Raw genomic sequence first — 25,453 nt, forward strand, 5'->3', positions numbered from 1 at the left:
GCTTCAGGCTGGTGGATGATCTTCAGGATTCACATCCAAAGCAATCAAAAAGCGTGACACCATGTTGTAAGCAGCAATCACTGTTACTAATTCGACTGTATCAGTGCTACCCAGCTCTTTTTGCAAACGCTTCATCAATTCAGAATCTACTTTGATATTACGAGTCATTTGGAAAGTCAGGTCTGCAGCATCATTCTCCACCTGGGAGAACAGATTTCTAGGGAAGCTAGACTGACCAATTAAACGCAAAGCCTGAACTTGTTCTTCTGTACCACCGGCTTTCTTAAAAGGGGGTGCATGATGAAAGAACTCATATTCAGCGCCGTTCAATACCGCAACACCACACATCGCCAACTCACGCAACTTGGGATCTAGCGAAAGATTATTCCGAATCTCACCGATGAAATGATTCCAACCCTCGGCAACCGGCACGCTATGCAATAGCATACGATCCAAATTAATAAACTGACCGCCACGACGCTGACGAATGGCGGCAACTAGCTCAGCTGGTTCAGCCAAGTCCATGGGCTGATAGGGAATTAAACGTTCTGACATAAATACTTTCTATTGAGCGGTTTCTTTAATATTGTTTTCAATCACGAACTTACCCCAGATACCAATTTGCTTGCCAATAAATTCGCGCGCAGTTTCAGGAGTGCCGCCAATGATTTCAATGCCTTGAGATTTAAATTTCTCAGCTACAACTGGGGTCTTTAAGGCTTTATTCAAAGCCTTATTCATCGCATCCACAATGGCTGGTGGTGTTTTGCCAGGCGCCAATATTGCCCACCATGCTGGCGCACTAAAGCCAGGGAAACCACTCTCAGCAATGGTTGGAACATTTGGCAAGGCTGGAGATCTCTTTGCAGTAGTAATCACCAAAGGAATAACGCCACCACTTTCAATGTGCGGCTTTACCAAGAACTCTGAACCAATTGCTAGCTCAACTTGACCGCCCAAAACGTCTTGCATTAAAGGGCCACCGCCACGATAAGGAATGTGGTTCCAATCAAAGCCTGCCTGCTTTGCCAAACGCGCCATCGCTAAGTGCCCTAAGCTACCTATACCGATAGAACCGTAGCTAAATTTCTTACCTGCTTTGGATTGCTCAACAATCTGTTTAAAACTGGTAATGCCGGAGTTCTTACTAGCAACCAGCACCATTGGTGAAGTACCTACCAAAATGATCGGCGCAATATCTTTAATCGTGTCGTAGGGGAGCTTATCTTTGAGACTCGGGTTCACGCCATGGGTATCAAAAACTGCTGCGAAGGTATAGCCGTCAGGATCAGAGCGCGTCATGGCAGATGTACCAATCACGCCTGAAGCACCGCCGATGTTTTCAACGATCACATTTTGTTTTAGTTCGGCCTGTAGTGCAGGAGCCAAAATTCGGGCTACCTGGTCTACAGATCCACCAGGAGGAAAAACAGCAATCAAGCGAATAGGTTTCTGGGTTGGCCAAGCACCGGTGCCCGCAGTTTGTGCCAAGGCATGGTTACTGACCCCGAGAGCTAATAAAGCCAGGAACAGGACTCTTTTAGCCTTTTTTGCCATATCTAGCATGGATTCGTCTCCTTTGAATAAGACCTCAAGATTACCACCCTCAAGCCCTATTTGCTCGATAATGCTGGGGTAGCTTGAAGAGAAAAAACATGAAGTCGATTTTGAACATTGCCGCCTATTTATTTGTCAGCTTAGATGAGCTGCCAGAACTGCGCGCCAAAATGCTCGATGAATGCAACGCCAGAGAACTCAAGGGCACCATTCTGCTCACTGGCGAAGGCATCAATCTATTTCTCGCAGGTAAAACAGATGCCTTACGTGGATTTTTAGATTGGCTACGTACCGACTCTCGCTTTGCACCTTTGCAGGCAAAAGAAAGTTGGTCGGATGAGCAGCCGTTTAAAAAAATGCTCATCAAACTCAAGAATGAAATTATTCGCATGAATCATCCAAGCATTCAGCCAGAGAAAGGTCGAGCGAATTTTATTTCCCCAAAAAAATTACAAGAGTGGTTAGATCGAGGCACTGATGATTTAGGCCGCCCGGTAGTGATGGTCGATACGCGCAATGCATTTGAAGTGGACTACGGCACTTTTGAAAATGCCCTGCACTTTAATATTGAGAAGTTCACCGAATTTCCTGCGGCCATCTCTGCGCATAAGGAAGAGTTGGCCGATAAAACCCTAGTCAGTTTTTGCACTGGCGGAATACGTTGCGAAAAATCAGGACTCTACATGCGAGAAATCGGCATGGAGCATAGCTACCAACTGGAAGGTGGCATCCTCAAGTACTTCGAAGAGGTTGGTTCTGCCCACTATCAGGGCACCTGCTTTGTGTTTGATGAGCGAGAAGCGCTAGAACCCAATCTAGACACCATACCCTTAGAGCAATCGATTCGGAAAAAGCTCAAAACTGGCTGACTTGATAGCCAATACTGAGCATCAATAGTAAAATGTTTTACCTGCATTACCTTAATCAGTAACAATCATTCGGACTTGAGACATGTCTAAATCTATTTATAGGCAAACGCCGATTTTTTTATCTTTTCTTTTTGCTTTGATCGGACTCACAACGAGTCTTAGCATTCAAGCGCAGACACCCGCTTATCCAACTAAGCCGATCAAGTTGATTGCACCAGTTGCTGCCGGTGGTGGGCTCGATAACATTGCCCGGGCTGTTGCAGAAAAATTGTCTCGCTCGATTGGTCAAACTATTGTGGTTGAAAATATGGGTGGTGGTGGTGGCACCATTGCTTCTCAAGTAATCGCCAAGGCACCTGCTGATGGCTACACTCTGATGATTGCCTATGTGGGGACTCATGGCACCAACCCAGCAGTTCGTCGTCTGCCTTATGACGCCATTAAAGACTTCACACCGATCGGCATGATTGGCGCAACACCAAACGTACTTGTGATTAACTCTGATTTACCGATTAAAAACTTTAAAGAGTTTGTTGATTACGCTAAAAAGAACCCTGCTAAGTTAAGTTATGGTTCTGCTGGTCCAGGAACGCTCACTCACCTCGGAATGGAGCAACTGAAATTAGCGGCTGGAATCTTTATGGTTCACATTCCTTATCGCGGGGTTGGTCCTGCTTATACCGATTTGTTAGCAGGCCAGACACAAGCCATGCTCCCCACCCTGTTTGCTGCTTTACCTTATATCAACACAAATCGTGTGCGTGGACTGGCGGTAACAGGCGCCAAACGCAGCTCCGCTGCTCCCACCATTCCGACTTTTAAAGAGCTAGGTTTCAGCGGTTTTGATGGCCAACAATGGTATGGACTAGTAGGACCCGCGAATTTGCCACCTGCGATCGTCACCAAGCTCAATAGTGAACTTAACAAAGTTCTCGCCTTGCCTGACTTCTCAGAAAAAATGACCAGCGAGGCGATGACTTTGATGCCAATGACACCACCCCAGTTTACAAATTACATCAAAGAAGATATTGCACGCTGGGCTAAGGTTGCAAAAGATCGTCATATTGAACTCGAATAAAAATAACCCATTAAGAATAGGAAAACATATGTCTCACGCTATTGCTGCAGCAGCCGATTTAAATGCACCACCCGTTACCAAAATGTTGGCAGAGTTTGTTACCTCCCATCCAAGCCAAGGCTGGACACCAGAGGTGGATCACGAAGCTCACCGGACTTTTCTCAACTGGCTAGGTTGTGCTATTGGCGCTGCCAATCATGAAAGTGTTGAATCGTCTTTAGCCGCTATTCGCGAATTCCAGCCAGCACCACAAGCCAGCATCTTAGGTCGAAAAGATAAAGTTGATATGGGTGGCGCTGCCTTAATCAACGGCATCAGCTCACATACTTTTGACTTCGATGACACTCACCTCAAAACTGTGATCCACCCTGCAGGTCCAGTAGCTTCTGCAATTTTGGCTTTAGGCGAACACATTAATGCCAATGGTCGTCAAATCATTGACTCTTTAGTTTTAGGTATCGATGTTGCTTGCCGCGTTGGTAATGCAATGTATCCAGATCACTACCACCGTGGTTGGCACATCACTGGCTCAACCGGTATGCTCGGATCTGCTGCAGCTTGCTCACGCTTAATGGGTCTTGATCTACAGAAAACTACCATGGCACTGGGTATTGCCGCATCACAACCAGTTGGAATGCGTGAGCAATTTGGCACAATGACAAAGCCATTTCATCCAGGTGGTGCAGCACGCGCAGGGCAACTCTCTGCATTACTTGCTAAGCATGGGTTCACTTCGAGCCCGAAAGCATTAGAAGCGGGTCGCGGCTATATGCAAACTGTTTCTACGAAATGTGACTGGTCAGAAATTGATCGCGCCCTCGGAAAATCATTTGAGATTTCTTTAAATACTTACAAGCCCTTTGCTTGTGGCATTGTGATTCACCCTGCGATTGATGCTTGCGCACAATTACGCGCCCAAGGCGTTAAGGCAGAGGAAGTGGAGCGTATTGAATTACGTGTGCACCCTCTGGTCTTGGAGCTCACTGGCAAGAAGACTCCGAAAGATGGTCTCGAAGGGAAATTTAGCGTGTACCACGGCTGCGCTGTTGGCTTAATTTTTGGTCAAGCGGGTGAAGGTGAGTATGCTGATGACATCGTCAATCGCGCAGATGTCGTGGCCTTGCGCGCCAAAGTAAATGCTACTACCGACACTTCTATTGACGAAGCTTCAGTTGATGTCAAAGCGTTCTTAAAAGACGGTAAAGAAGTACATGTATTTGTGAAGAATGCTATTGGCTCTGTCGAAAATCCAATGAGTGATGCTAATTTAGAACAGAAATTCACAAATTTGGCTGAACCCATCATCGGTAAAGAAAAAACTCGTCAACTCATCTCAGCATTATGGAAGCTTGGCAATGCATCAGATCTCAAGCAAATCTTGAGCCTTTGCACACCTGACTAAATTTAAAGAAAGTATCGAGTTATGGCCTCATTACCAAACATCGTCATCCTTGGCGACTACGAACGCGCTCTGGCTCGCTTTTCTAACTGGGAGAAGTTAGAACAGCAAGCAAGCCTTACCTTTCATCATGAGCCCCTGCGTGATGAGGCGCTCTATGAAGCTGTTAAAGATGCTGATGCGATTGCAATCGTGCGGGATCGCTCCCCATTTAATGAAGCCATGATTGCGCGCTTGCATAAGCTGAAATTTCTCATGTTTACTGGTGAACGTAATGGCACCTTGGATGCTTCAGCATTAATCGCACGCAATATTCCGATAGCCTGCTCGCCCGGCGGCCCATCCAAAGAAACTACTGCGGAACTCACATGGGCACTCATTCTTGGGGCCTCAAAGCGCCTGATTGAGGAAAACAAACTGATTGCCTCTGGTGGTTGGCGTGATCAACTATCGGTTCTTCCCATGCTCTCAGGTGAGCGCTTAGGCATCATGGGTCTTGGCGCCATTGGTAGTCGCGTTGCACGCGTAGGCGCAGCCTTTGGCATGGAAGTCGTTGCGTGGAGCCCGCGCATGACTCCTGAACGAGCTGCTGTAGAAAATGCAAAAGCAGTGAGCCTAGAAGAATTACTTTCCACATCGAAGATTGTGTCAATGCACCTAGTAGCTGGTCCTGGAACCAAGGGGCTGATTAGCGCAGATCAATTGGCTTTAATGCGCCCTGACTCTATCCTGGTAAATACTTCACGCTCTGCGCTCATCAATATGAGCGATCTGCAAAAAGCATTGGCAGCTGGCAGGCCAGGGCAGGCAGCTGTCGATGTCTTTGACATTGAGCCCCTCCCAGAAAAAGATCCTTTACGTAATACCCCCAATCTTTTAGTAACTCCCCATTTAGGCTTTATTGCAGAGCCAATTTTTGCTAGCTTCTCAAAAGGCATTACTGAAACACTAGATGCCTGGTTGAATAACAAACCCATACCTCATCCTTTTAAGCCACAGTAATTTTGAAAACGCTCACACCTCTCGAGCTATTTATTAGCTTTAGCAAAATCGGGATGTCTGGGTTTGGTGGGGTCTTACCTTGGGCCAGAAGAACCTTGGTTGAGCGCGATAAGATTTTGACCTCTGAGGAATTTAGCGCCATTCTGGGTATCTGCCAAATTGTTCCTGGGCCTAACATTGTCAACCTCGCAGTGTGTATTGGCTCTCGTTTTGGCGGTGCCAGAGGCGCTATTGCCGCTGTATTGGGTTTGACTCTAGGACCCATCTCGATCGTCATGGTGTTAGCCCTTTTGTATGAACACTATCGATATCTTGACTCCGTCCAAGGTGTACTTCGAGGAATATCGGCCGTGGGTGTTGGCTTGATTGCTTCTACAGGCTTCAAAATGCTTAAGGATGAGTTTCGATATCCAGCGATGTTGATTGTGGTCATTGTCACCATACTTGCTGCTAGCTATTTCCATCTTGGCTTAGGTTGGGTGGTACTCATCTCCTCGCCATTAGCATTGGTCTTAGCCTGGAAAAAGGCCCATTCAGAATGAGTATTCTCATCAGTCTTTTTCTAAAACTGTCTGCATTCTCTTTGATTGCATTTGGTGGGGTGAACGCCCTGCTTCCGGTGCTATTTAACTTGGCTGTAAACCAAGAGCATTGGGTTGATGTGCAAACTTTCTCAGACTATTTTGCAATCGCCCAAGCAGCACCCGGCCCCAATTTTATGACCGTCACTCTATTGGGTTGGCATATCTATGGTGTCATTGGTGCACTCGTTGCCACCTTTGCTATTGCATGGCCATCTTCTATTTTGATCTTCTACTTACAGCGGCTCATTATGGGCATCAAAGATCCTCTGAAAAAGAAATCGATTCAATATGCTGCGGCAGCGCTAGCCATTGGCTTGGTACTTTCTTCAGCCTGGCAAATTTCTTTACAAATCAATCAAAGTGTCGCGGCTTATATATTGACGATGACTACGATTGCGATTACCTTCTTTACACGTTGGCACCCTTTGTATCTGATAGTCATCGCAGCCGCACTAGGTTTATCAGGTATCGTCTAATAAGGATCAAAATGAAACTGACCCATTTTCTTCTAAGCGTAATTGGCTTAACCAGCCTCTTGAATACTGGTATGACACAGGCACAGTCTAGCTACCCTAATAAGCCGATTAATTTTGTAGTGCCTTATGGTGCTGGTGGTGGTGCAGATTCTCGTAGCCGTCAGATTGCACAAAAGATGAGTGTCATTCTGAAGCAGCCGATCGTTGTTGATAACAAGCCCGGTGCCGGCGGTAATATTGGCACTGAATTTATTTCTCGTGCCGCTCCAGATGGTTACACCATTGGTATGGGCAACTTTGCGCCCATGGCAGTAAACAAAACATTGTTTGGTAATTTACGCTACGACCCTGAAACTGATATCACCCCAATTGTGTTGGTTGAAAAAGGTCCTTTGGTATTAGTAGTCAATCCAAGCTCATCTTATAAAACCATCCAAGATATTGTGGCTGCAGCCAAAGCGAAGCCAGGTGAACTCACATTCTCATCCGGTGGTATTGGTGGTAGTCACCAGCTTTCTGCAGAACTCTTTGAGCAAAATGCCGGTATCGATATGATTCACGTGCCATACAAAAGCGGCTCTGCTGGCCTCACCGATTTGATGGCAGGCAATGTCACGATGATGTTTGATCAAATGTATTCGGCTATGCCGAGCATCAAAGCAGATAAGCTCCGCCCAATTGCCATTACCAGTAAGAAGCGCTCACCGCTTCTACCCAATGTGCCAAGCTTTGCTGAGAATGGCTACCCCAAAGTTGAGGTACTGAATTGGCAGGGATTAATTGCCCCTAAAGGCACACCGAAGGCCATCATCGACAAACTCAACGCCGCAGCCAATGAAGCCTTAAAAGATCCTCAATTACGAGAGCTCATGCTTTCACAAGGAAATGAAATCGGCGGTGGCAGTCCTGCAGACTTTGCAGCGCTGATTAAATCAGAATCCATCAAGTGGAGTGCCGTCGTCAAGACGGCTAATATCAAGCCAGAGTAATTTACTCTAGACTTACTTGAGGGCTTGGTAAGTCAAGATACCCAAGAAGGTTAGTACCAATGAGCCAATCAGGTGCAGCAGTGCTGTGCCCAGCGCCCAAGTAAATTCTCCGCGCTGAATAAAACTCACTACTTCCGCGGAGAAGCTAGAGAAAGTAGTGAGACCCCCAAGGAAACCTGTAATCACAAAGAGTTTCCATTCCGGTGAAAGTTGTGGATTGTTACCAAAGAACGCTACTGCTAAACCAACGAGGTAGCCACCGACCATATTCGAGATCAAGGTACCTAAGGGTATGACTGAGGCTGCACTCACGGTCAAAATATTAAAGCCTGCCCGCAACAAAGCACCAAGACCAGCACCAAAGAAAATTGCAAGAATAGAGAGCCACATAATTTTTCTTTATTGAACAGAAAAGCTGAGCATACTGATCGAACTCATTTCGATACCATCAACAAATACTTTGGCATGCTCACCGTCTTGTTGTAATGCTAGGGTATATAAAGCAGGCCAGTAGTGCTCTGAAGTCGGAATCGATAGATGGGCAGCCTCACCATACTTTTCCCAATCGATCAGAGGTTCATGGTGATTGGCAAGAATCTCGGCAGCAAAGAATTCACTAAATTCTTTCGCCCACGGGTAAGGTTGCGCATTCTCTTGCCAATGAATCGTGCGCAAGTTGTGCACCACATTCCCGCTAGACAAAATCAGAATATTTTCATCACGCAAGGGTCTTAACTGCTTTGCTAACTCATAATGCTCGCGCGCTGACATAGACCCATCTAAGCTCAGCTGCACCACTGGCACATCTGCATTGGGATAGAGGTACTTCAAAACAGACCAGGCACCATGATCAATGCCCCATTCATTCTCTTCAAGTACGACGGGTATATTGAATAACTCTTGAACGCGATCCGCGAGAGCAGGACTGCCCACTGCTGGATATTCAATTTCAAAGAGTGCTTGCGGAAATCCACCGAAGTCATGAATGGTTTTAGGTTTTGCCATTGCGGTAACCCAAGTACCTCGAGTGACCCAATGCGCCGAAATCACCAAAATGGCGTCAGGACGTTTGAGTGATTTTCCTAGAGCAACCCAAGCCGCAGTAAAACGATTGGGCTCTATAGCGTACATCGGACTGCCATGGCCAGCAAATACAGCAGGTTGGCGATGGCTAGTCATGAAGACTAATTAACCGAATACGTAACCAGTATGAGCAGCTACCAATGCAAACAAAATCGCCAAGCTAGTTGCAGCAGCCAACATCACGATCAAAGTAATGATCTTTTTGTTAACTTCTTCTTTAGATTCGTTGTGCCATTCGTTCATGCTAAATCCTCTGTATGCGCATTAATAATGAGTGCAATTATCCACTATCGACCGCGGCCGGCCTTGCGCATCATCCCTTTTCCGCCGCCAAAGCCTGCCTGAGGCCTACCAGCAGGTCCAGATGGGCCTTTTGGTGCTGGTGGACGGGCTGGGGGTTTAGCCACTACAGGTTTAGCTGGGTTTTTTGGGTCGGGTTTTTTATCGTCAGTCACTTTGAGCTCCTATGGATATCATATTGCCATGATTACTGACTATTCTATCCAAGCCGTCGCCATTAATGCGATTCCCCTCATTTTTGCTATAACCATCCATGAGGCAGCCCATGGGTATGCAGCCCGTAAATTTGGCGATAACACCGCCTATATGCTTGGCCGAGTGAGCCTCAATCCCGCCAAACATATAGATCCCGTTGGCACGATCTTGATTCCCTTGGTCCTTATTTTGACTGGATCGCCCTTCTTGGTTGGCTACGCCAAACCCGTGCCTGTGAATTTTGGACGCTTGCGAAACCCTAGAATGGACTCTATTTGGGTTGCCTTAGCGGGACCTGGCTCAAACTTTTTTCAAGCCCTGATTTGGGCGATCTTGCTTATCCTATTGTTAGGTTTTGGCATGAATGAGAAATTCTTTATCTCAATGGCTCAAGCCGGTATTACCTGGAATTTGGGTCTCCTGGTATTTAATCTTTTTCCTTTGCCACCCTTAGATGGTGGACGTATTCTTTCCAGTCTGCTCCCCGCCCGTCAATCGATTGCTTTAGGCAGACTAGAGCCTTGGGGATTTTTTATCGTTCTCGGGCTGGTCTTTACTGGAATCATCGGTAGCCTCTGGATGGAACCCTTGATGGCTTTTTTCAAATGGATCGTTTACCTACTGACGATCCCGCTGCAAATGATCTTTTCATAGGACGGTCAAACAAAAGTCATCATTCTGGAGTATGCTAATTTCACAGTAGGCGGTCTCCATTAACGAATATATCTCAAGAGGTTCCCATGAAGCTACAGAAAATTATTTTAGCGAGCACGGCAGTAGTCTTGGCAATTGGTGCCGGCGCTGCGATTGCACAATTTCAAAAACCAGAAGATGCCATTAAGTATCGCCAAAGCACCTTCACTGTTATAGGCAACTCTTTTGGAAAAATCGGCGCTGTCGTTAAAGGTGAAGCTCCCTATAACAAAGATGAAGTCGCTAAAAATGCTGCGATCGTTGCTATGCTTTCTACCTTACCTTGGCAAGCATTTGGCCCAGGTACTGAGGGTGGTAAAGCGCAGTCTGATATTTGGTCTGATAACGCCAAGTTCAAAGCTGCTTCTGAAAAAATGCAACTAGCAGCAGTCGATCTCAATAAGGCTGCTCAGTCTGGTGATTTAGAGAGTATCAAAAAGGCATTTGGCGCCGCTGGTCAAACCTGTAAGGGTTGTCACGACGATTTCAGAAAAAAATAATCTGCTTATTTAGTAATGAAATAAGCTACCGCAAGGGCTATAGCACTAAAAAGCACCAAGGCTAGAGTACGTTGCAAGCCTCCATCTTTGGAGGGTTGACCCAAGTCAGAAAGCATATATTTTGCTTCCTCGCTTGGGTCGATTTCTTTATCGCCGCTCAGCATAGGTTTAATTAAGTCTTCATTTTTGTATTTCCTGTAAAACCAAATGGCAGCGATATGAATCGTAATCAAGGTATAGATCACGACTTGATTGCCTTCGTGAATTTGAGATAAAAAAGAAACTACTGCATTGGGCACATATTTAGACAAGGGTCCTTGAAAGGCAATCTCATCATCAACAAATAAGCCCGTTAATACTTGAACGCTTAAAACCAAGAGCAAAGCAAAAACGGAGAGAGCACCTACAGGGTTATGTCCCAAAACGCGGAGAGACTTTCCTTGTAGGTAGTCGAAAATAGCAGCACGCGTAGGAAAGAAGTTGGCAAAGCGGGCATGTCTAGATCCCACAAAGCCCCAGATGACTCTAAAAATCAATAAACTCAAAACGCTGTAACCAAAATAAGCATGCCATTCAATAGCGTTACCACCGAGGTTAACGCTAATCAGACTGCCGGCAATGCAAAGCACTAGCAGCCAGTGAAATAAGCGGATTGGTAAATCCCAAACACGAATTGTTTTCTTCATAGCATGAAGAATAAAGCAGAAACTCCCTTAAACTCATTAAAAATGAACCCAAGTAAAGCCTTTAGAACTCTGCTGCTCTACCGTATTGGCGCAACACTCAGTTACCAAATTACGATGGTGGCGGTGGGTTGGCATATTTATGAGATTACCAATAGCGTAGTTTCCTTAGGCCTCATTGGTTTAGCTGAATTGGTACCGTACTTTCTGCTGGCACTCTATGCGGGCCATGCGGTAGATCACTACTCTCGCAAACTCATCGCAGCGATTGCCTGTCTCATTCATATTGGGGTCGCTTTATTTTTGACGGCGATTACGCTTGGCTGGGTGGCACCACCCGTTCCTTTAATTTACACCGCAATTGCCTTGATTGGTGCAGGCCGCGCCTTGTTAAGACCCGCCTATACCGCTATCTTTGGACAAATTATTCCTAGAGAGCATTTACCACGCTATACCGCCTACGCATCTTCTGCATTTCAAATTTGCGTAGTCGCTGGTCCTGGCTTAGGTGGTCTGATGATTGGGTTTGCAGGACTAGAGTGGACCTATCTTCTCGCCGGGTTTTGTGGGGCTATTGGTTTGTATGGCATCACCTTCATACATGCACCACAAGAAAAAATGAGCCAGCTCTCAGGACATTTCTTTAAAAGCTTCTTAGAGGGGTTTGATTATGTTCGTAAGCATGAACTCATCTTGAGCATCATGGCATTGGATATGTTTGCCGTATTGTTTGGTGGTGCTGTTTCAATCCTGCCAGCTTTTGTAAAAGAGGTTTTAGATGCGGGACCAGAAGCTTTAGGCATTCTGCGCGCTGCGCCAGCAGCGGGCGCAGTCATTACTGGCATCTACTTGGCTAAGCGGCCATTACTAACAGATTCAGGCAAGCACTTGTTGCTCTCAGTAGGAGGCTTTGGTTTAGCCATTATTGCTTTTGGTCTTTCCAGTGATCTATGGGTTTGTGCCGTCTTCTTATTTATTTCGGGCTGCTGTGATTCAGTCTCGGTCGTGATTCGCGGCAGCATTATGCAACTCACTACTCCGGATCACATGCGAGGTCGAATCAGCGCCATTAATGGGATCTTTATTGGATCCTCAAATGAATTAGGCGCGCTAGAGTCAGGCATCGCAGCGAGCATGATGGGCTTGGTACCATCGGTTGTATTTGGAGGGGTTGCGACCATTGCAATCGTACTGATTACCTATCGACTCGCACCACACCTCAGTAAACTCCATCTCAAAGATATTTCCTAAAGATGGAGTTTGGGTTAGCTAGGCTTATTTGATTTCTGGCAAGTCTTTTTGAATAATCTTCAGGCCTTCACGCAAGGCATCTTGATATCGCTCACGTTCGGCTTTAATAGATTCAGCAGTCCATGAATAAAAACCTTCACCCGTCTTCATGCCAAACTTTCCACTCTCTACCCGCTCGCTTAAGCACTTAGCAATCGTAGTTGAGTTATTTAGCGTGGGATAAATCGTCGCTCCACCAGCAGCATGAATCTCTAGACCCGCATGGTCTCTTTGCATAGCCGGTCCAGCGGCAATATAACGGAAGCCAAACCCATAGCGTACTGCCTTATCAATATCTTCTGGAGTACAAATACCAGCATCGACCATCGAAAATGCCTCACGCGATAAAGCATGTTGCAAACGATTTGCTAAGAAGCCAGGCAAATCTTTTTTGACCGTTACAGGCACCATGCCACATGCAGTCATCAAACGAGTCAGGCTATCGCCAACTAGGGGTGAAGTTTTTGCACCGTAGATCACTTCCACGCAAGGAATCAAATGGGCCGGCATAAAAAAATGTAAACCAATCATGCGCGCAGCTGTTTTTAATCCGCTAGCGATTTCGCTAATTGGAAAACTCGTACTATTGCTAGCCAATACTGCTTCTGGCTTTGCGTACTTCTCTAGCTTGGCAAATAATTCACGCTTAATATCTAGACGCTCCGGAACACACTCAATCACCAGGTCAATCTCTGCCCAATCGACCTCTTCCAGAGATCCAGCAACAGACAACAAGTGAATACGATTTTCATAACCTAAATCGGTCATGGTGTTCACAAAGTAATCTGGCAACAGGGCACGACGCTCTGTGGTCGGCTCGACTACTTGCACAGCACAACCACCGCGCGCGCAGACTGCGGCGACATCGGCCCCCATCGTTCCGCCGCCGACGACAACTACTTTGGTTTCAGCTGGGGTAAACAACATGACATATTCTCCTAGAGGGGAGGACTTTTCTGCAAAAATCCTCATACAATGGAATCATTATTCCAATAAAAAATAGAGACAGACATGATCCCCGTCAATTCGGTGCTGCAGGTCGGCCATTTTCCTGAGATTATGCAGGCGGAAATCGATCGCCGCTTTACGCCAATCCGACACCCCGATATTAATGCGGCACCCCCCGCTGGAAACTTCGAGGCTATCTTGATTCGGTCTAACACCAAATTACCTGAAGCCCTGGTCAAAAAAATTCCCAGTATTAGACTGGTATCCACCTGCGGCGTAGGTTACGATAATCTCCCCCTAGGCTACCTTCAGGCACAGGGAATTAAGGCCACCAACACCCCTGGCGTTCTGAATGATGCCGTTTGTGAATTGGCGATTGGCATGATGCTCAGCCTCATGCGGCGCCTTCCTGAATCCCAAGAGTATGTCAAAAGCAATGCTTGGGCTAAAGCCCCGTTTCGCTTAACCACCACCTTGGCAGGCAAACGGGTTGGGATCGCTGGTATGGGTCGCATCGGCCAAGACCTAGCCAAACGTTTAGAACCATTTAAGGTCGAGATTGCGTATTCTGGGCCAAATCCAAAGCAGGTTTCTTATACCTATTACAAAGAGATTGTAGATTTAGCTAGGGTTTGTGATGTTCTGTTTTTGGCCTGCCCAGCAACACCTGATACGGATAACTTGGTTGACACTGCCGTTTTAGAAGCGCTTGGACCCTCGTCATACTTAATTAACATTGCTCGCGGAAGCGTTGTGCATGAACCCGCTCTTTTATATGCACTGCAGCATAAACAAATTGCTGGCGCCGCCCTGGACGTGTTTAATAATGAGCCCTGCCCTAATCCTGCCTTTCTGGATCTGGATAATGTTCTACTGACACCCCATATCGGTAGCGCTACCTTGGAAACACGAGTAGCTATGACGAACTTAGCAGTAGATAATTTAGAAGCTTTCTTTACACAACAACCACTTCTTTCAGAAGTTCATTATTAATTGGAGTCAGCATGACCATTTCTTTACATCCCTCTACTTTGCCAGCGGTGTTATCACCAGTTTTGACACCATTCAAAGCAGACGGTAGTCCAGATGCCCAGAAATTACTAAAGCAATGTCAATGGTTAGAAACCAATGGCGTAGGTCAAGCCATCTTTGGTACAAACTCAGAAGCAAATTCTATGTCTGCTACGCAAAAGATGAATACGCTCACTGCGCTGATTGAAGGTGGTTTAAATCCAAAGCATATGATGCCCGGTACTGGTTCTACCTCGATCGAGAGTACTTATCGGATGACTGCTCATGCATTGAGCTATCAATGTGCAGGCGTACTAATGTTGCCACCCTTCTATTACAAAGACATCAATGATGATGGTCTGTTTGCTTATTTCTCGGAAGTGATTCAGAAGGTAGGCAGCTCAGGATTACAGATTTACATCTATAACATTCCGCCAGTCACTAAAATCAACTTAAGTTTGTCACTACTCGAGCGCTTGACAAAAGAATATCCAAAGACAGTCGTTGGGATGAAAGATAGCTCGGGCGATTGGGAATATACAGAGTCCGTGATTAAGCTCTTGGCGCCACACGGCTTCCGCGTCTACGCTGGTAGTGAAGTATTCTTAATGCGTACCCTGCGTGCTGGTGGCGTTGGCTGCATCTCTGCTACTGCAAACGTTAATCCACAAGCGATTGCTGACCTTGCCACACATTGGAGAGAATCTAATGCAGATGAACGTCAAGCAGGCTTAGATAAAGTGCGTAGCGTCTTTGCAAAATACCAAATGATTGCCGGTATGAAAACAGCGGTAGCACACTACAGCAATGACCCAGAATGGTTGCGTGTACGCCCACCACTAATGCAATTGAGTGCGGAACAGCAAGCTCAGCTGCTCAGTGAGTTAAAGCAAATTAACTTCAGCATGCCAGGTCTTTAATCAATACCTCTTCATAAGATCAATAGGAGACACCAATGAAATTACTAAAGCTCATTGCCTTATCGCTCAGTTTTATATGGGCTAGCGCATATGCACAAAACATCTCGATTGCAACCGGTGGTACTGGTGGCGTTTACTACCCAATGGGTGGCGGCCTTGCTGCCATGCTCTCAAGCAAAGTACCGGGTATGTCAGTTACGGCGGAAGTCACTGGTGGCTCTGTGGATAACTTAAAACTGGTTGGCACTGGCAAGCCTTACGTTGCCTTCTCTATGGCTGATGCCGCCAAAGATGCATCAGTGGGTGACGATAAATTTAAAGACAAGCCAGTCGATTTACGGACCTTGCTGATACTGTATCCAAACCTCATGCACGTCGCTACCGTTGAGTCTACAGGCATCAAAACCATGAAGGATTTGAAAGGTAAACGCGTTAGTACAGGTGCTCCAGGAAGCGCCACTGAAGTCATGGCCTTCCGCTTGCTAGAGGCTGCAGGTCTAGACAAAGATAAAGATGTAAAACGTGAGCGCTTGAGCGTTGCTGAATCTGTCAATGCAGTTAAAGATCGCAAGATTGATGCTTTCTTTTGGGTGGGTGGCTTACCCACTGCAGCTGTTACTGATTTAGCGAATAGCCCAGGCATGAAAATCGTGATGGTTGATACCGCTGCTGAAGTTCCTGCTATGAACAAAAAATATGGCAACCTTTACTTCCCGGCTGTGATTACCAAGCAAACCTACAGTGGTATGGCGAAAGATAATAATGTTGCCGCCGTTGCAAATCTGCTGGTTGTAAACTCATCTATGCCTGATGCAGAGGCATACAAAATCGTCAAGGCTATTTTTGATAATCAACTTGAACTAGTGCGCTCACATGCGGAGTTCAGAAATATTAAATTAGAGAGCCAAAAATCTAATGCAACACCAGTTGCTTATCATCCAGGCGCATTAAAGTACCTTAAAGAAAAAGGTGTCAAGGTAAACTAAGCCATATCGGGGTGAGTTAATCTCACCCCTTCTGCTTTTAAGTGGTACATCAATATAGGTTTAAGCATGAATCAGAACGTTATCGACAATGAAACCCAAGAGAAATTAGACGCTTTTATTAAGCAAGAGGAAGGCGACTCTAATGACTACAAAGGCTTATTGGCCAAGTTCATTACTTTAGTTGCCGTCGGCATGTCTTTGTTTCACCTGTATGCCGCCTACTCGATTGTTCCAACTCAGCAGTTACGGGTTATTCACGTTGCCTTAGTGTTATTCCTGGTGTTCTTAAGTTTTCCGCTGGCAGCTCGCTTTAAAAATAAGTTGATGTTTTGGGATGTATTGTTTGCCCTAGGATCAGTAGCTATTTCTTATTACATCCTGAGTGGTGGTGATGACTTCATGGATCGCAATACCGCCCCAAATCCTACTGACGTCATCATCGGGATTGGCCTCATTCTATTGATTCTAGAAAGTGTGCGCAGAACAAACGGCATGGTTCTAGTGACCGTTACAGTGCTCTTTTTACTTTATGCCCTCTTTGGTAACTACCTGCCTGCACCATGGACACACAAAGGCTATGGCCTCGATCGCCTAGTTGGTTACATGTATATGAGTCTTGAGGGAATCTATGGCACTGCGGTTGATGTCTCTGCAACCCTCATTATTCTCTTTACGATTTTTGGCGCCTTCCTACAATTTACTGGGGCTGGCAAATTCTTTATCGATTTCTCTTTTGCTGCAATGGGTGGCAAATCCTCTGGTGTAGGCAGAACCATTGTTCTCTCTTCTTTCTTAATGGGTGGTCCATCAGGATCCGGCGTTGCAACAACCGTTACTGTAGGCTCAGTTGCCGCCCCCATGCTGGATAAAGTTGGTTACGAAAAAAATGCTGCTGGGGGACTGTTAGCTGCTGGTGGACTTGGCGCAATCATCTCGCCACCCGTTTTGGGTGCCGCAGCCTTCTTGATTGCAGACTTCCTGAAAATTTCCTATTTGGATGTTTTGCTCATGGCAACCATCCCCACCATTTTGTTTTATCTTGGTTTATTTGTAATGGTCGAAATTGATGTTCGTAAATATGGCATGAAGAACATCCATTTTGAATCTGCCGAATCTGCTTGGGAATTAACAAAAAAATATTGGTTTCACTTTTTCTCGCTGATCTCGATTGTGGTGTTTATGATGTTTGGCTTCTCACCAGTCATGTCGGTATTTTGGGCCACCGTAGTGTCCGCCTTCTCCAGCATGTTGCGAGAAGATACAACCATCATTCCTTGGGCTTGGTTTAAAGGCAAGGAACCTATCATGGCAGGACTGTATAACTCCAACCTCACCAAGGCCCTGGCCTCAGGCTCCACAGGCGTATTGGCCATTGCTGCAACCTGCGCTGGTGCTGGCCTGATTGTAGGTACAGTCACCTTAACGGGTTTAGGACTGAAATTTAGTTCGATTGTGATTCAGTATGCAGGCGGCTCTTTATTGCTCACCGCCATCTTCACCGCCTTAATTGTTTGGATTGTGGGTCTGGCAGTTCCAGTCACTGCTTCTTACATTATTTGCGCAGTGATTGCCGCGCCAGCCTTAATTAATTTAGGGGTGCCTGCATTTGCTGCTCACATGTTCATCTTTTATTACGCCGTTCTCTCTGAGGTATCCCCTCCAACTGCTTTATCTCCGTTTGCGGCAGCCGCTATTTGTAAAGGCAATCCTTATAAGACGACATTACAAACCTGGAAATATGTTGCGCCAGCCATTCTGGTGCCGTTCATGTTTGTTTTAGATAAATCTGGTGTGAGCTTGCTCTTGATGGGATCAAGCAGCGCCCTCGAGCAAGCAGACTGGATGCAGATTGCGTGGATTTCTTTCACTGCAGTGGTAGGCATTATCTGTTTAGCTGGTGGCCTACAAGGCTGGTTTATTGAGAAAACCAAATCCTTCGAACGTATCATCATGGTGATCTCTGGCGTGGCTTTAGCTTATCCATCCACTGAGGCAGATCTGATTGGCTTTATTGGTTTTGGCTTGGTCTTGGTTACCCAAATGATGACTTATTACAAGCTCAATCGAAAGCCTTCCTAAACACTGTTGAGCATCAATATGAATACCCTAGTTTCATTTATAAAGCCCGCAATTGCGGGCTTTATTTTTACTCAGTGTATCTAGCTTACTTTAATGTGACTAAGCTCAAGAGATCTTGGTCCAAGGTGTTTTGCCAGCATACTTCTGAACTGCAACTTCATCAAACTCAAAACCCAGTCCCGGAGTCTTGTGCAAAATCAAATCGCCATTCTTAAATGTTAGTTGCTTATTAATTAAGCGGCGGAAGTTCAGCACTTGATCATCCAAGAAAAACTCAACAAAGCGTGCATTAGGTGTTGCAGCTACAAGAGGAGCATGGAGATCATGCATCCAATGAGGGCAAACAGTGATGCCCTTAACATCGGCATAAGCAGAGATACGGCGCCACTCCGTAATACCGCCACAAACCGCTGCATCAGATTGCAAAATCGCTGCACCACCAGCATCAATCAACTCTCTAAAGCGCCAACGACCTGCCTCCATCTCACCGGTCGCTACATTGATCTTGGTTTGACGTGCTAAAGCAGCATGCAGATCAATCGCGTCAGGTGAAAAAGGCTCTTCAATCCAATAAGGGTTGTAAGCCTCAAAGCGTCTGACATACTCCAACGCAGTAGGCAGATCACGCCAAGCATTATTCGCATCCAAAGTCAGCAGAATATCGTCTCCAATTGCCTTGCGTGCAGCCTTCACACGCGCTTCTTCTTCAGCAGGAGAGAGGCGCCCTACTTTCATTTTGACTGCTTTAAAGCCCTGCTTAACGTAGGATTCCATTTCCTTACCAAGCTTGGCAGGGGTCTTACCTTCTAAGTAATAACCGCCGCTGGCATAAGCGGGTACGCGATCATCTACTACTGAGCCAAGATAATGATGCAAAGGCAAACCGGCAGCTCGAGCATTGAGATCCCAAAGTGCCGTATCTAAAATAGAGATCCCGCGCATCACAGCACCAGTGCGTCCCTGCAAAATGGATTCGTTATACATATCCATCCACAGGCCTTCGCTCCGATGACTATTTTGACCAATCAACTTGGGCGCAAGTAATTGCTCAACAGCAATCTTCGCAATATCACCGCCAGCGCTACCAACATAGCAAAAACCAATTCCCTCATTACCATCCTTACCGCGAACTTTAACTAAGCAATAGTGACGCTCAGAGACGGTCCGGGTTGAAAATGAAGTGACTTTATCCAAAGGTACAGCCACTGAGGTGACTTGCACAGACTCGATGATCGGCATCCGAACTCCTTCATAAAAAAAATATTGTAGCCAGTATTGAAATACTGGGTTTGCGTCATTTGTGGGGTTAATTTATTGCAGCACAACAAAATTATCAGGGTGGCGGTCCACATTATTAGATAATTGCATAGTGAATAGAAAAGTAACCGCTCATTACCGCCTCGTCAAAGGGATAGCGCTCCTACTGGGAAATAGCTTACTCAGCCTCTCTATTGGATTGAGCCCCATAGTACATGCGCAGACTAGTCAGACCCAAAAATCAAATCAAAGCCGTACCAAAGTGTATGTTCAAAACACGAAGCAAGTAGGATTTAAAGATAAATCCGCAGGGTCTAGCTCAAAGATCAATAGCATGAGCTTGAATCCATCGGTCATCCAAAGAAAAGATCCTAGTGAACTCATGCTCGATAGCGATGCCAACTTGGATTATCGAGTCATGCAGGGATGTCTACGGCGCAGCTTTAATGATGCTAATTTGCCATCAAGCATCGGTATTGATAATCGCCAATTTTCTGAGTTCTTTAAAAATCAGACTAAAGGATTTTTTGACAAGATGCGGGGCGATTGCATTCCGTATGCAGTGGCATTTACAACGCGTAATCGTTTTGATTCATTAAGCATTATGAATGGTCCTGTACAGGATGATAAAACGGAAGTTTGGACATTTACACCATCTGCTTTTGGTGGATTCTTAGTACAACAAGATCTTCTCAGAAATGAATCCAAAAACCTAACAGAAATTCGGGTGCCTTTAAGAGAAGTTTTATATGACCCACGCAAACTAGGTGATAAATTACCAGTGGAATTAGTCTGGGAGCTGAACTCCATCATCAAGCAGATTTACCCAGAGGACAATAATTCGCTTGAAAATACTAATAGCGTTGTGCGACTCATTATCGACTTTGGCGACCGCGAAAGATGGGCGCAGATTTGGGCTGTTGAGATTATCGATCCGAATAATAAAGAGGTATTTGCTAGCGCCTTTTGGGTCGAACGGAGTGATATACCTGGTGGCTTCTTTACCAGTGGCGGTGAATCCCTTGAGCGCTCCTTCTGGACTAACCCACTAAGCTATCGACGCATCTCCCGCGGGGTGGGTATGGTACGCGCCGGCAAAGCGAAACGCCCAAAGAGGAATACTGCCGTTGTCCAACCAGCACCAGCCAAGCAGCGCTATCGCACCCATATGGGAATTGATTACGCAGCGCCGATTGGCACACCAATCTTTAGCGTAGCCAACGGTAAAGTAGCGCATCTTGGCTATAACGGCGCATTTGGCAATCTGATTGTTTTAGAGCATCCGGGTGGCTATCGCACTTTCTATGCGCACTTAAGTAATTACAATCCAGAACTTGAGTTAGGAAATGAAGTGCGTCGTGGCCTTGAAATTGGTTACGTTGGATCTACCGGGCGATCAACTGGACCCCATCTCCATTTTGAACTGAGAAAAGATGGTGTTTACATCGACCCCTATTCAAGCAAAACACAACTCGATCTATGGTCAATGCGGGATAGCGAAAGTGGACAACTCACAAGAGAGGTTTTACTACTAGGCAGCCCACTTGCTTATCAAGCCAAGTAATCCTTAGCTCCGCAAATAAATAGGGCCCAATGGGGCCCTATTCTTTTGACAATATTTGAGTCATTAACCAAGCACGAGCACAGGTAACTTAGAGTGCACAATGACTTCGTGGGTTTCGCTACCCAATAAAACACCTTTGATACCAGTGCGTTTATGAGAAGCCATCACAATCACATCTGCTTTTGCTTTTTTGGCGCCATCTAAAATACCTTCAGCAAGATTTGTATTGGAAATATGCAAGGACTTAGCCTTGATACTTGCGCCAAGGCTGGTTGCTGCCTTTTTGAAAACATCTTTTGCATAGGCTTCACAAACTTTTTGATGCTCTTTTGCAGAGACTCCGTAGCCCATCGAGCTGTCGGAATACACCAAAGGAGGTAATGGATCTGATACGTATACCAAGGTTACGGCAGCGCCATCTGCCTTAGCAAGTTCTGCAACCTTTTTTAAAGACTTTTTGCTGACCTCTGAACCGTCAACCGGTACTAATAAATGCTTAAACATATCTACCCCCTTAAATTGAACTAATAACGTTCTCTTTCTATGATAATACTTATTATTAATCTATAAAAGATCAAAGGGGAACTTAATTGCTCAAGTATCTAGGAATCTACTTTACTTTTTTAATCACCCTCCTTGCGGTGGATTTAACATGGCTTTTAGGAATCGCAAAGAACCTCTATCGCGAGGAAATGGGCGATCTCATGGCTAGCGAACCCAAGCTCATTGCCGGCTTAGCGTTTTACCTTCTCTATGCTTTAGGCGTCTGTATTTTTGTTATTGCGCCTGCACTCTCAAAACAGTCTCTGATCTATGCACTGCAATATGGTGCCCTCTTTGGATTTTTTTGCTACATGACCTACGACCTGACCAATCTAGCCGTCATTCGAGACTTCCCTACGAAATTAGCATTCGTTGATATTGCCTGGGGATCTGTAGTAACAGGTCTCTCTGCGGGATTGGCGTATTGGGTAGGCGATCGACTGTCTTAAAACAAAGATGTTTTTTCATCCCAGAATCCTAGACTCATTTAAGGGCTATAACAGCACCTTATTAACCAAGGATGTTTTAGCAGGCTTAACAGTAGGTGTCGTAGCGCTGCCTTTGGCTATGGCTTTTGCGATTGCCAGCGGGCTTAAACCCGAAGCGGGAATTTTTACCGCCATTATTGCTGGCGGTCTCATTTCACTATTGGGAGGAAGTCGCGTTCAAATCGGTGGACCGGCCGGTGCATTTATTGTGGTTGTATACGGCATTGTTGAACGCTATGGCATCCCTAATTTATTGCTAGCTACAGCAATGTCTGGGGTGTTCCTTTTATTGATGGGAATATTCAGACTAGGAACTCTGGTGCGATTTATTCCGATCGCTGTCATCATTGGCTTTACAAATGGCATTGCCTGCTTAATTGGTCTATCGCAAATCAAAGATTTCTTTGGTTTAAGGATTGAGAAAATGCCTGCTCAATTTTTTCAGTCGATTCACGCTTTATACAACGCAGCAGATACGGTCAACCTTACTGCACTAAGTTTGGCCTGCGGAAGTCTAGCCATCATTATTGGCTGGAAAAAATTCAGAAGCATTTAGGCTGGCTCTGCCATCTTCCAGGCACAGTCGTAGCAATGTTTCTAGCTACTCTCATTACCGCTCTCTTTAACTTGCCAGTCGATACGATTGGTAGTCGATTTGGTGGCATCCCTTCGAGTCTCCCCCATTTTGAATGGATCTCAATTGGTTGGGGCACAGCACAATTTATGGTGATCCCTGCTTTAACACTAGCGCTACTCGGCGCTATTGAGTCTCTACTCTGTGCACGCATTGCCGACAGCTTAATACATGATCGTCACGAATCCAATCAAGAGCTGATGGCACAAGGTATTGCTAATTTAGTGACGCCATTTTTTGGCGGAATGCCCGCAACTGGCACTATTGCCCGGACTGTCACCAATATCGAAAGTGGTGGCAGATCGCCGCTAGCAGGCGTTGTTCATGCCCTTACTTTATTGCTTGTGGTGCTATTTGCTGCTCCTCTGGCAAAAAATATTCCTTTGGCAAGCTTGGCTGCAATCCTAATGTATGTCGCTTGGAATATGGGTGAATGGAAAAAGTTTGTGGACTTAAAACAATTCCGACTACCTTATCAACTCACTATTGTGAGTGTATTTTTGCTCACAGTGATTTTAGATCTTACTGTCGCAGTACAGGTAGGTCTACTCTTTGCCTTTATCACTTTTATCTATCGCATCTCAAGCCTATCACGTTGCGAGCTAGCGGATGCTAGCAACTTCAGTCAACTCGAAAATCAACAGGGTCGTATTGATGCCTATCGAATTTACGGTGCTATCTTTTTTGGAGCAGTCAAATTACTAGAAAAGATTGAAGAAAAATTACCTTCTCAAGTTTTATTAATTGATCTGAAGAATGTAATCTATGTAGATACTTCTGGGATGGAAACTATTACTGGATTAGCGCATCTTTGCAAAATACGTAATATCAAACTGATCATCTGCGGTTTAGAGCATCAGCCTTATGAGATGGCACAGCGTAGTGGTTTCTTACAAACTTTGCCATCAGATTGTCTGTACCCAGATTTACTCTCGGGGATTGCTGCAGCAATACAGCACTAAGCGATATAAATTAATGCCGCCTGCAGTAAATAGTAGTGATAACAAATCGCTTTAATACTGTTTGTCATTACTCATGAACTTGGTTTATCTATCCAGCCATTGCGACGCTCATAAATTACAAAAAGAACTCCCCACATCACAACGGCAACATAAGCCCATACCCAAGCAATTTGAGAAGAACGCGAACCAGAAATATCCAACACAAAACCAAAAATGGCGGGGCCCATTAAGCCACCACCAAATCCCATGAGCGAATGCAATCCCATGGCAGCACCCTTAATATTTTCTTGAGCGCTAATGACCAAGCCGGCCGTTAAGGTAGCAGAGTCAGCCATGATAAAAATGGCATGCCCAATTGCTAAAGCCACAATTAACCACCAGGAGTGGCCTGTGGAGGAAGCAAGCGTAACACCCAGCACTGCACTTGTCAGCATCACAATACAAACCCACTTTTGACGCCCCACTCGCAGAGCAATCTCATTACCCAAAATCGAGGAAGGCACCCCAAAGAAATTGATGACTCCAGCTAGGGTAGTGGCAGCTAGAAAAAAGGATTCCCCAGATGCCGCTGTACAAAATGCAAAGAAAGCCACAAGCCAACTTCGAGAGGCAAATAATTCAAGGGAGTGAGCGGTGTAACCAAAGATAAATCCAGAGGCCTTTTTGTTTTGCAGCACTAACTTCCACTTATCCACTGGAAAGATGTCGCGCAAACGGATTTGGATAGGCCCTTTCCATTGCTCATGCGCAAGTGGCGGTATGAATATCAAGACAATCAGAAATGCAGTAAACGGTCCTAGAGCAATGATGCCAAATACATAGTGCCACCCTAGTGCACTCAATATCCAGCCAGAACATAAATAAGAAAAGCCAGTACCAATTCCAAAGAAGGCCGTATAGAAAGCAATGTGACGTGTCAACTCACCAGACTGAATTCGGTCAGACAAAATTTTAAGGCCTGGCATATAGGTCCCCGCAAGACCTGCACCATTGATTGCCATAAAGAACATCGCTGTCCAAAAATTACTGGCAAAGAGACTCATTCCCAATAATCCAGAGGTCGCAGAAAGACCACCAACCAGATATACCTTACGAGCATCTATGCGATCGGTTAATGCTGTAGCCAGAGGTACGGCAAGCATATAACCAAAGAAGAAAGCACTAGCAATCAAGCCTGATTGAAGATTACTTAAATGCCATTCCTCTTGTAAAGGGGTGAGGACAACAGCATAACAGGCGAAACCCAATAAAGCACAGGTTTGCGCCATAAGCATAAGAGGGGTATAGCCAGCCGATCGAAAGCGCATAAAGTATCAGTAAAAACGTGAACCTATTCTACTCGCCCAAGCCCTCCAAGACCCGC

General features: G+C 45.6%; 28 protein-coding genes and 1 pseudogene. 18 read left to right on the top strand and 11 right to left on the bottom strand.

Features of this window, described 5'->3' with window-relative positions; genetic code table 11:
* Positions 1–3: 3 nt before the first annotated feature.
* Together ICN21_RS04565 and ICN21_RS04570 are read right to left on the bottom strand one after the other, a co-directional pair.
* On the bottom strand, positions 4–555 hold the full coding sequence (locus ICN21_RS04565) for a carboxymuconolactone decarboxylase family protein (RefSeq protein ID WP_215295499.1): 552 nt from the start codon (positions 553–555) through the stop codon (positions 4–6).
* A 9-nt stretch (positions 556–564) separates the two neighbouring features.
* Complete coding sequence (locus ICN21_RS04570; RefSeq protein WP_216177003.1) at positions 565–1,566, bottom strand: tripartite tricarboxylate transporter substrate binding protein; 1,002 nt, start codon at positions 1,564–1,566, stop codon at positions 565–567.
* An 89-nt stretch (positions 1,567–1,655) separates the two neighbouring features.
* Here ICN21_RS04570 and ICN21_RS04575 point away from each other — a divergent pair, with 89 nt between their 5' ends.
* The 7 genes from ICN21_RS04575 to ICN21_RS04605 all read left to right on the top strand — a co-directional run bounded on the left by ICN21_RS04575 (position 1,656) and on the right by ICN21_RS04605 (position 7,954).
* The gene (locus ICN21_RS04575) at positions 1,656–2,426 is read left to right on the top strand and encodes a sulfurtransferase (RefSeq protein WP_216124896.1); all 771 of its coding nucleotides are present in this window, start codon (positions 1,656–1,658) and stop codon (positions 2,424–2,426) included.
* A gap of 82 nt (positions 2,427–2,508) precedes the next feature.
* A complete protein-coding gene (locus ICN21_RS04580; RefSeq protein WP_215295504.1) occupies positions 2,509–3,504 on the top strand; it encodes a tripartite tricarboxylate transporter substrate binding protein in 996 nt (331 codons plus the stop codon).
* A gap of 28 nt (positions 3,505–3,532) precedes the next feature.
* Entirely contained in the window at positions 3,533–4,906 is a 1,374-nt protein-coding gene (locus ICN21_RS04585) for an MmgE/PrpD family protein (RefSeq protein WP_216177005.1), read from the top strand.
* Between the two features lie 21 nt (positions 4,907–4,927).
* The gene (locus tag ICN21_RS04590) at positions 4,928–5,905 is read left to right on the top strand and encodes a D-2-hydroxyacid dehydrogenase family protein (RefSeq protein ID WP_216177007.1); all 978 of its coding nucleotides are present in this window, start codon (positions 4,928–4,930) and stop codon (positions 5,903–5,905) included.
* A 2-nt stretch (positions 5,906–5,907) separates the two neighbouring features.
* On the top strand, positions 5,908–6,447 hold the full coding sequence (locus tag ICN21_RS04595) for a chromate transporter (protein WP_215295509.1): 540 nt from the start codon (positions 5,908–5,910) through the stop codon (positions 6,445–6,447).
* On the top strand, positions 6,444–6,965 hold the full coding sequence (locus tag ICN21_RS04600; protein ID WP_216177009.1) for a chromate transporter: 522 nt from the start codon (positions 6,444–6,446) through the stop codon (positions 6,963–6,965). The genes ICN21_RS04595 and ICN21_RS04600 overlap by 4 nt, the downstream gene beginning before the upstream one ends.
* A gap of 11 nt (positions 6,966–6,976) precedes the next feature.
* The gene (locus tag ICN21_RS04605; RefSeq protein WP_216861644.1) at positions 6,977–7,954 is read left to right on the top strand and encodes a tripartite tricarboxylate transporter substrate binding protein; all 978 of its coding nucleotides are present in this window, start codon (positions 6,977–6,979) and stop codon (positions 7,952–7,954) included.
* 12 nt (positions 7,955–7,966) lie between these two features.
* On the opposite strand, the gene crcB is transcribed toward ICN21_RS04605, so the two are convergent.
* From crcB to ICN21_RS04625, 4 genes are read right to left on the bottom strand one after another with little or no spacing between them, the layout of a single operon-like run.
* On the bottom strand, positions 7,967–8,344 hold the full coding sequence (gene crcB, locus ICN21_RS04610) for a fluoride efflux transporter CrcB (protein WP_216177010.1): 378 nt from the start codon (positions 8,342–8,344) through the stop codon (positions 7,967–7,969).
* A gap of 9 nt (positions 8,345–8,353) precedes the next feature.
* Entirely contained in the window at positions 8,354–9,133 is a 780-nt protein-coding gene (ygiD, locus tag ICN21_RS04615) for a 4,5-DOPA dioxygenase extradiol (protein WP_216177013.1), read from the bottom strand.
* 9 nt (positions 9,134–9,142) lie between these two features.
* On the bottom strand, positions 9,143–9,280 hold the full coding sequence (locus ICN21_RS04620; protein WP_172793433.1) for a hypothetical protein: 138 nt from the start codon (positions 9,278–9,280) through the stop codon (positions 9,143–9,145).
* 44 nt (positions 9,281–9,324) lie between these two features.
* Positions 9,325–9,492 (bottom strand): hypothetical protein, encoded by a 168-nt coding sequence (locus ICN21_RS04625; RefSeq protein ID WP_215318599.1) that lies wholly within the window; start codon positions 9,490–9,492, stop codon positions 9,325–9,327.
* 28 nt (positions 9,493–9,520) lie between these two features.
* Here ICN21_RS04625 and ICN21_RS04630 point away from each other — a divergent pair, with 28 nt between their 5' ends.
* Entirely contained in the window at positions 9,521–10,186 is a 666-nt protein-coding gene (locus ICN21_RS04630) for a site-2 protease family protein (protein ID WP_215295519.1), read from the top strand.
* Between the two features lie 86 nt (positions 10,187–10,272).
* On the top strand, positions 10,273–10,725 hold the full coding sequence (locus tag ICN21_RS04635; RefSeq protein ID WP_215295521.1) for a cytochrome c: 453 nt from the start codon (positions 10,273–10,275) through the stop codon (positions 10,723–10,725).
* Positions 10,726–10,730: 5 nt separating this feature from the next.
* On the opposite strand, the gene ICN21_RS04640 is transcribed toward ICN21_RS04635, so the two are convergent.
* Positions 10,731–11,411, bottom strand: coding sequence for a cytochrome b/b6 domain-containing protein (locus tag ICN21_RS04640; RefSeq protein ID WP_215295523.1), 681 nt, complete (start codon positions 11,409–11,411; stop codon positions 10,731–10,733).
* 42 nt (positions 11,412–11,453) lie between these two features.
* Here ICN21_RS04640 and ICN21_RS04645 point away from each other — a divergent pair, with 42 nt between their 5' ends.
* Positions 11,454–12,659: an MFS transporter gene (locus tag ICN21_RS04645; protein WP_216177014.1), complete on the top strand. Its 1,206-nt coding sequence runs from the start codon at positions 11,454–11,456 to the stop codon at positions 12,657–12,659.
* Positions 12,660–12,683: 24 nt separating this feature from the next.
* Here ICN21_RS04645 and ICN21_RS04650 read toward each other — a convergent pair whose 3' ends face one another.
* The gene (locus tag ICN21_RS04650) at positions 12,684–13,625 is read right to left on the bottom strand and encodes a 3-hydroxyacyl-CoA dehydrogenase family protein (RefSeq protein WP_216124879.1); all 942 of its coding nucleotides are present in this window, start codon (positions 13,623–13,625) and stop codon (positions 12,684–12,686) included.
* Between the two features lie 84 nt (positions 13,626–13,709).
* Between ICN21_RS04650 and ICN21_RS04655 the strand changes: the two genes are divergently transcribed.
* From ICN21_RS04655 to ICN21_RS04670, 4 genes are all read left to right on the top strand, one after another.
* On the top strand, positions 13,710–14,639 hold the full coding sequence (locus ICN21_RS04655) for a 2-hydroxyacid dehydrogenase (protein WP_216177015.1): 930 nt from the start codon (positions 13,710–13,712) through the stop codon (positions 14,637–14,639).
* 11 nt (positions 14,640–14,650) lie between these two features.
* Positions 14,651–15,577, top strand: a complete 927-nt coding sequence (locus ICN21_RS04660) for a dihydrodipicolinate synthase family protein (RefSeq protein WP_215295531.1) — start codon at positions 14,651–14,653, stop codon at positions 15,575–15,577.
* 35 nt (positions 15,578–15,612) lie between these two features.
* A complete protein-coding gene (locus ICN21_RS04665) occupies positions 15,613–16,563 on the top strand; it encodes a TAXI family TRAP transporter solute-binding subunit (RefSeq protein WP_215295533.1) in 951 nt (316 codons plus the stop codon).
* 66 nt (positions 16,564–16,629) lie between these two features.
* Positions 16,630–18,642 (top strand): TRAP transporter fused permease subunit, encoded by a 2,013-nt coding sequence (locus ICN21_RS04670; protein ID WP_216177017.1) that lies wholly within the window; start codon positions 16,630–16,632, stop codon positions 18,640–18,642.
* A gap of 105 nt (positions 18,643–18,747) precedes the next feature.
* Here ICN21_RS04670 and ICN21_RS04675 read toward each other — a convergent pair whose 3' ends face one another.
* Entirely contained in the window at positions 18,748–19,881 is a 1,134-nt protein-coding gene (locus ICN21_RS04675) for a mandelate racemase/muconate lactonizing enzyme family protein (protein WP_216177019.1), read from the bottom strand.
* Between the two features lie 352 nt (positions 19,882–20,233).
* On the opposite strand from ICN21_RS04675, the gene ICN21_RS04680 reads away from it, so the two are divergent.
* Positions 20,234–21,463 (top strand): M23 family metallopeptidase, encoded by a 1,230-nt coding sequence (locus tag ICN21_RS04680; RefSeq protein ID WP_255534203.1) that lies wholly within the window; start codon positions 20,234–20,236, stop codon positions 21,461–21,463.
* Positions 21,464–21,526: 63 nt separating this feature from the next.
* Here ICN21_RS04680 and ICN21_RS04685 read toward each other — a convergent pair whose 3' ends face one another.
* The gene (locus ICN21_RS04685) at positions 21,527–21,967 is read right to left on the bottom strand and encodes a universal stress protein (protein ID WP_215295537.1); all 441 of its coding nucleotides are present in this window, start codon (positions 21,965–21,967) and stop codon (positions 21,527–21,529) included.
* An 86-nt stretch (positions 21,968–22,053) separates the two neighbouring features.
* Here ICN21_RS04685 and ICN21_RS04690 point away from each other — a divergent pair, with 86 nt between their 5' ends.
* The 3 genes and pseudogenes from ICN21_RS04690 to ICN21_RS11085 all read left to right on the top strand — a co-directional run bounded on the left by ICN21_RS04690 (position 22,054) and on the right by ICN21_RS11085 (position 24,090).
* Complete coding sequence (locus tag ICN21_RS04690) at positions 22,054–22,455, top strand: DUF2177 family protein (RefSeq protein ID WP_215295539.1); 402 nt, start codon at positions 22,054–22,056, stop codon at positions 22,453–22,455.
* Between the two features lie 118 nt (positions 22,456–22,573).
* Positions 22,574–23,532: pseudogene (locus ICN21_RS11080) on the top strand (SulP family inorganic anion transporter); the annotation flags it as partial.
* Positions 23,533–23,553: 21 nt separating this feature from the next.
* Complete coding sequence (locus tag ICN21_RS11085) at positions 23,554–24,090, top strand: STAS domain-containing protein (protein WP_255534211.1); 537 nt, start codon at positions 23,554–23,556, stop codon at positions 24,088–24,090.
* A 71-nt stretch (positions 24,091–24,161) separates the two neighbouring features.
* Here the strand turns inward: ICN21_RS11085 and ICN21_RS04700 are convergent, their stop codons facing one another.
* Entirely contained in the window at positions 24,162–25,397 is a 1,236-nt protein-coding gene (locus ICN21_RS04700; RefSeq protein WP_216177021.1) for a nitrate/nitrite transporter, read from the bottom strand.
* Between the last annotated feature and the right edge of the window lie 56 nt (positions 25,398–25,453).

It is taken from the genome of Polynucleobacter sp. AP-Feld-500C-C5 (assembly GCF_018882265.1).
In the GTDB taxonomy this organism is placed as follows: Bacteria; Pseudomonadota; Gammaproteobacteria; order Burkholderiales; family Burkholderiaceae; genus Polynucleobacter.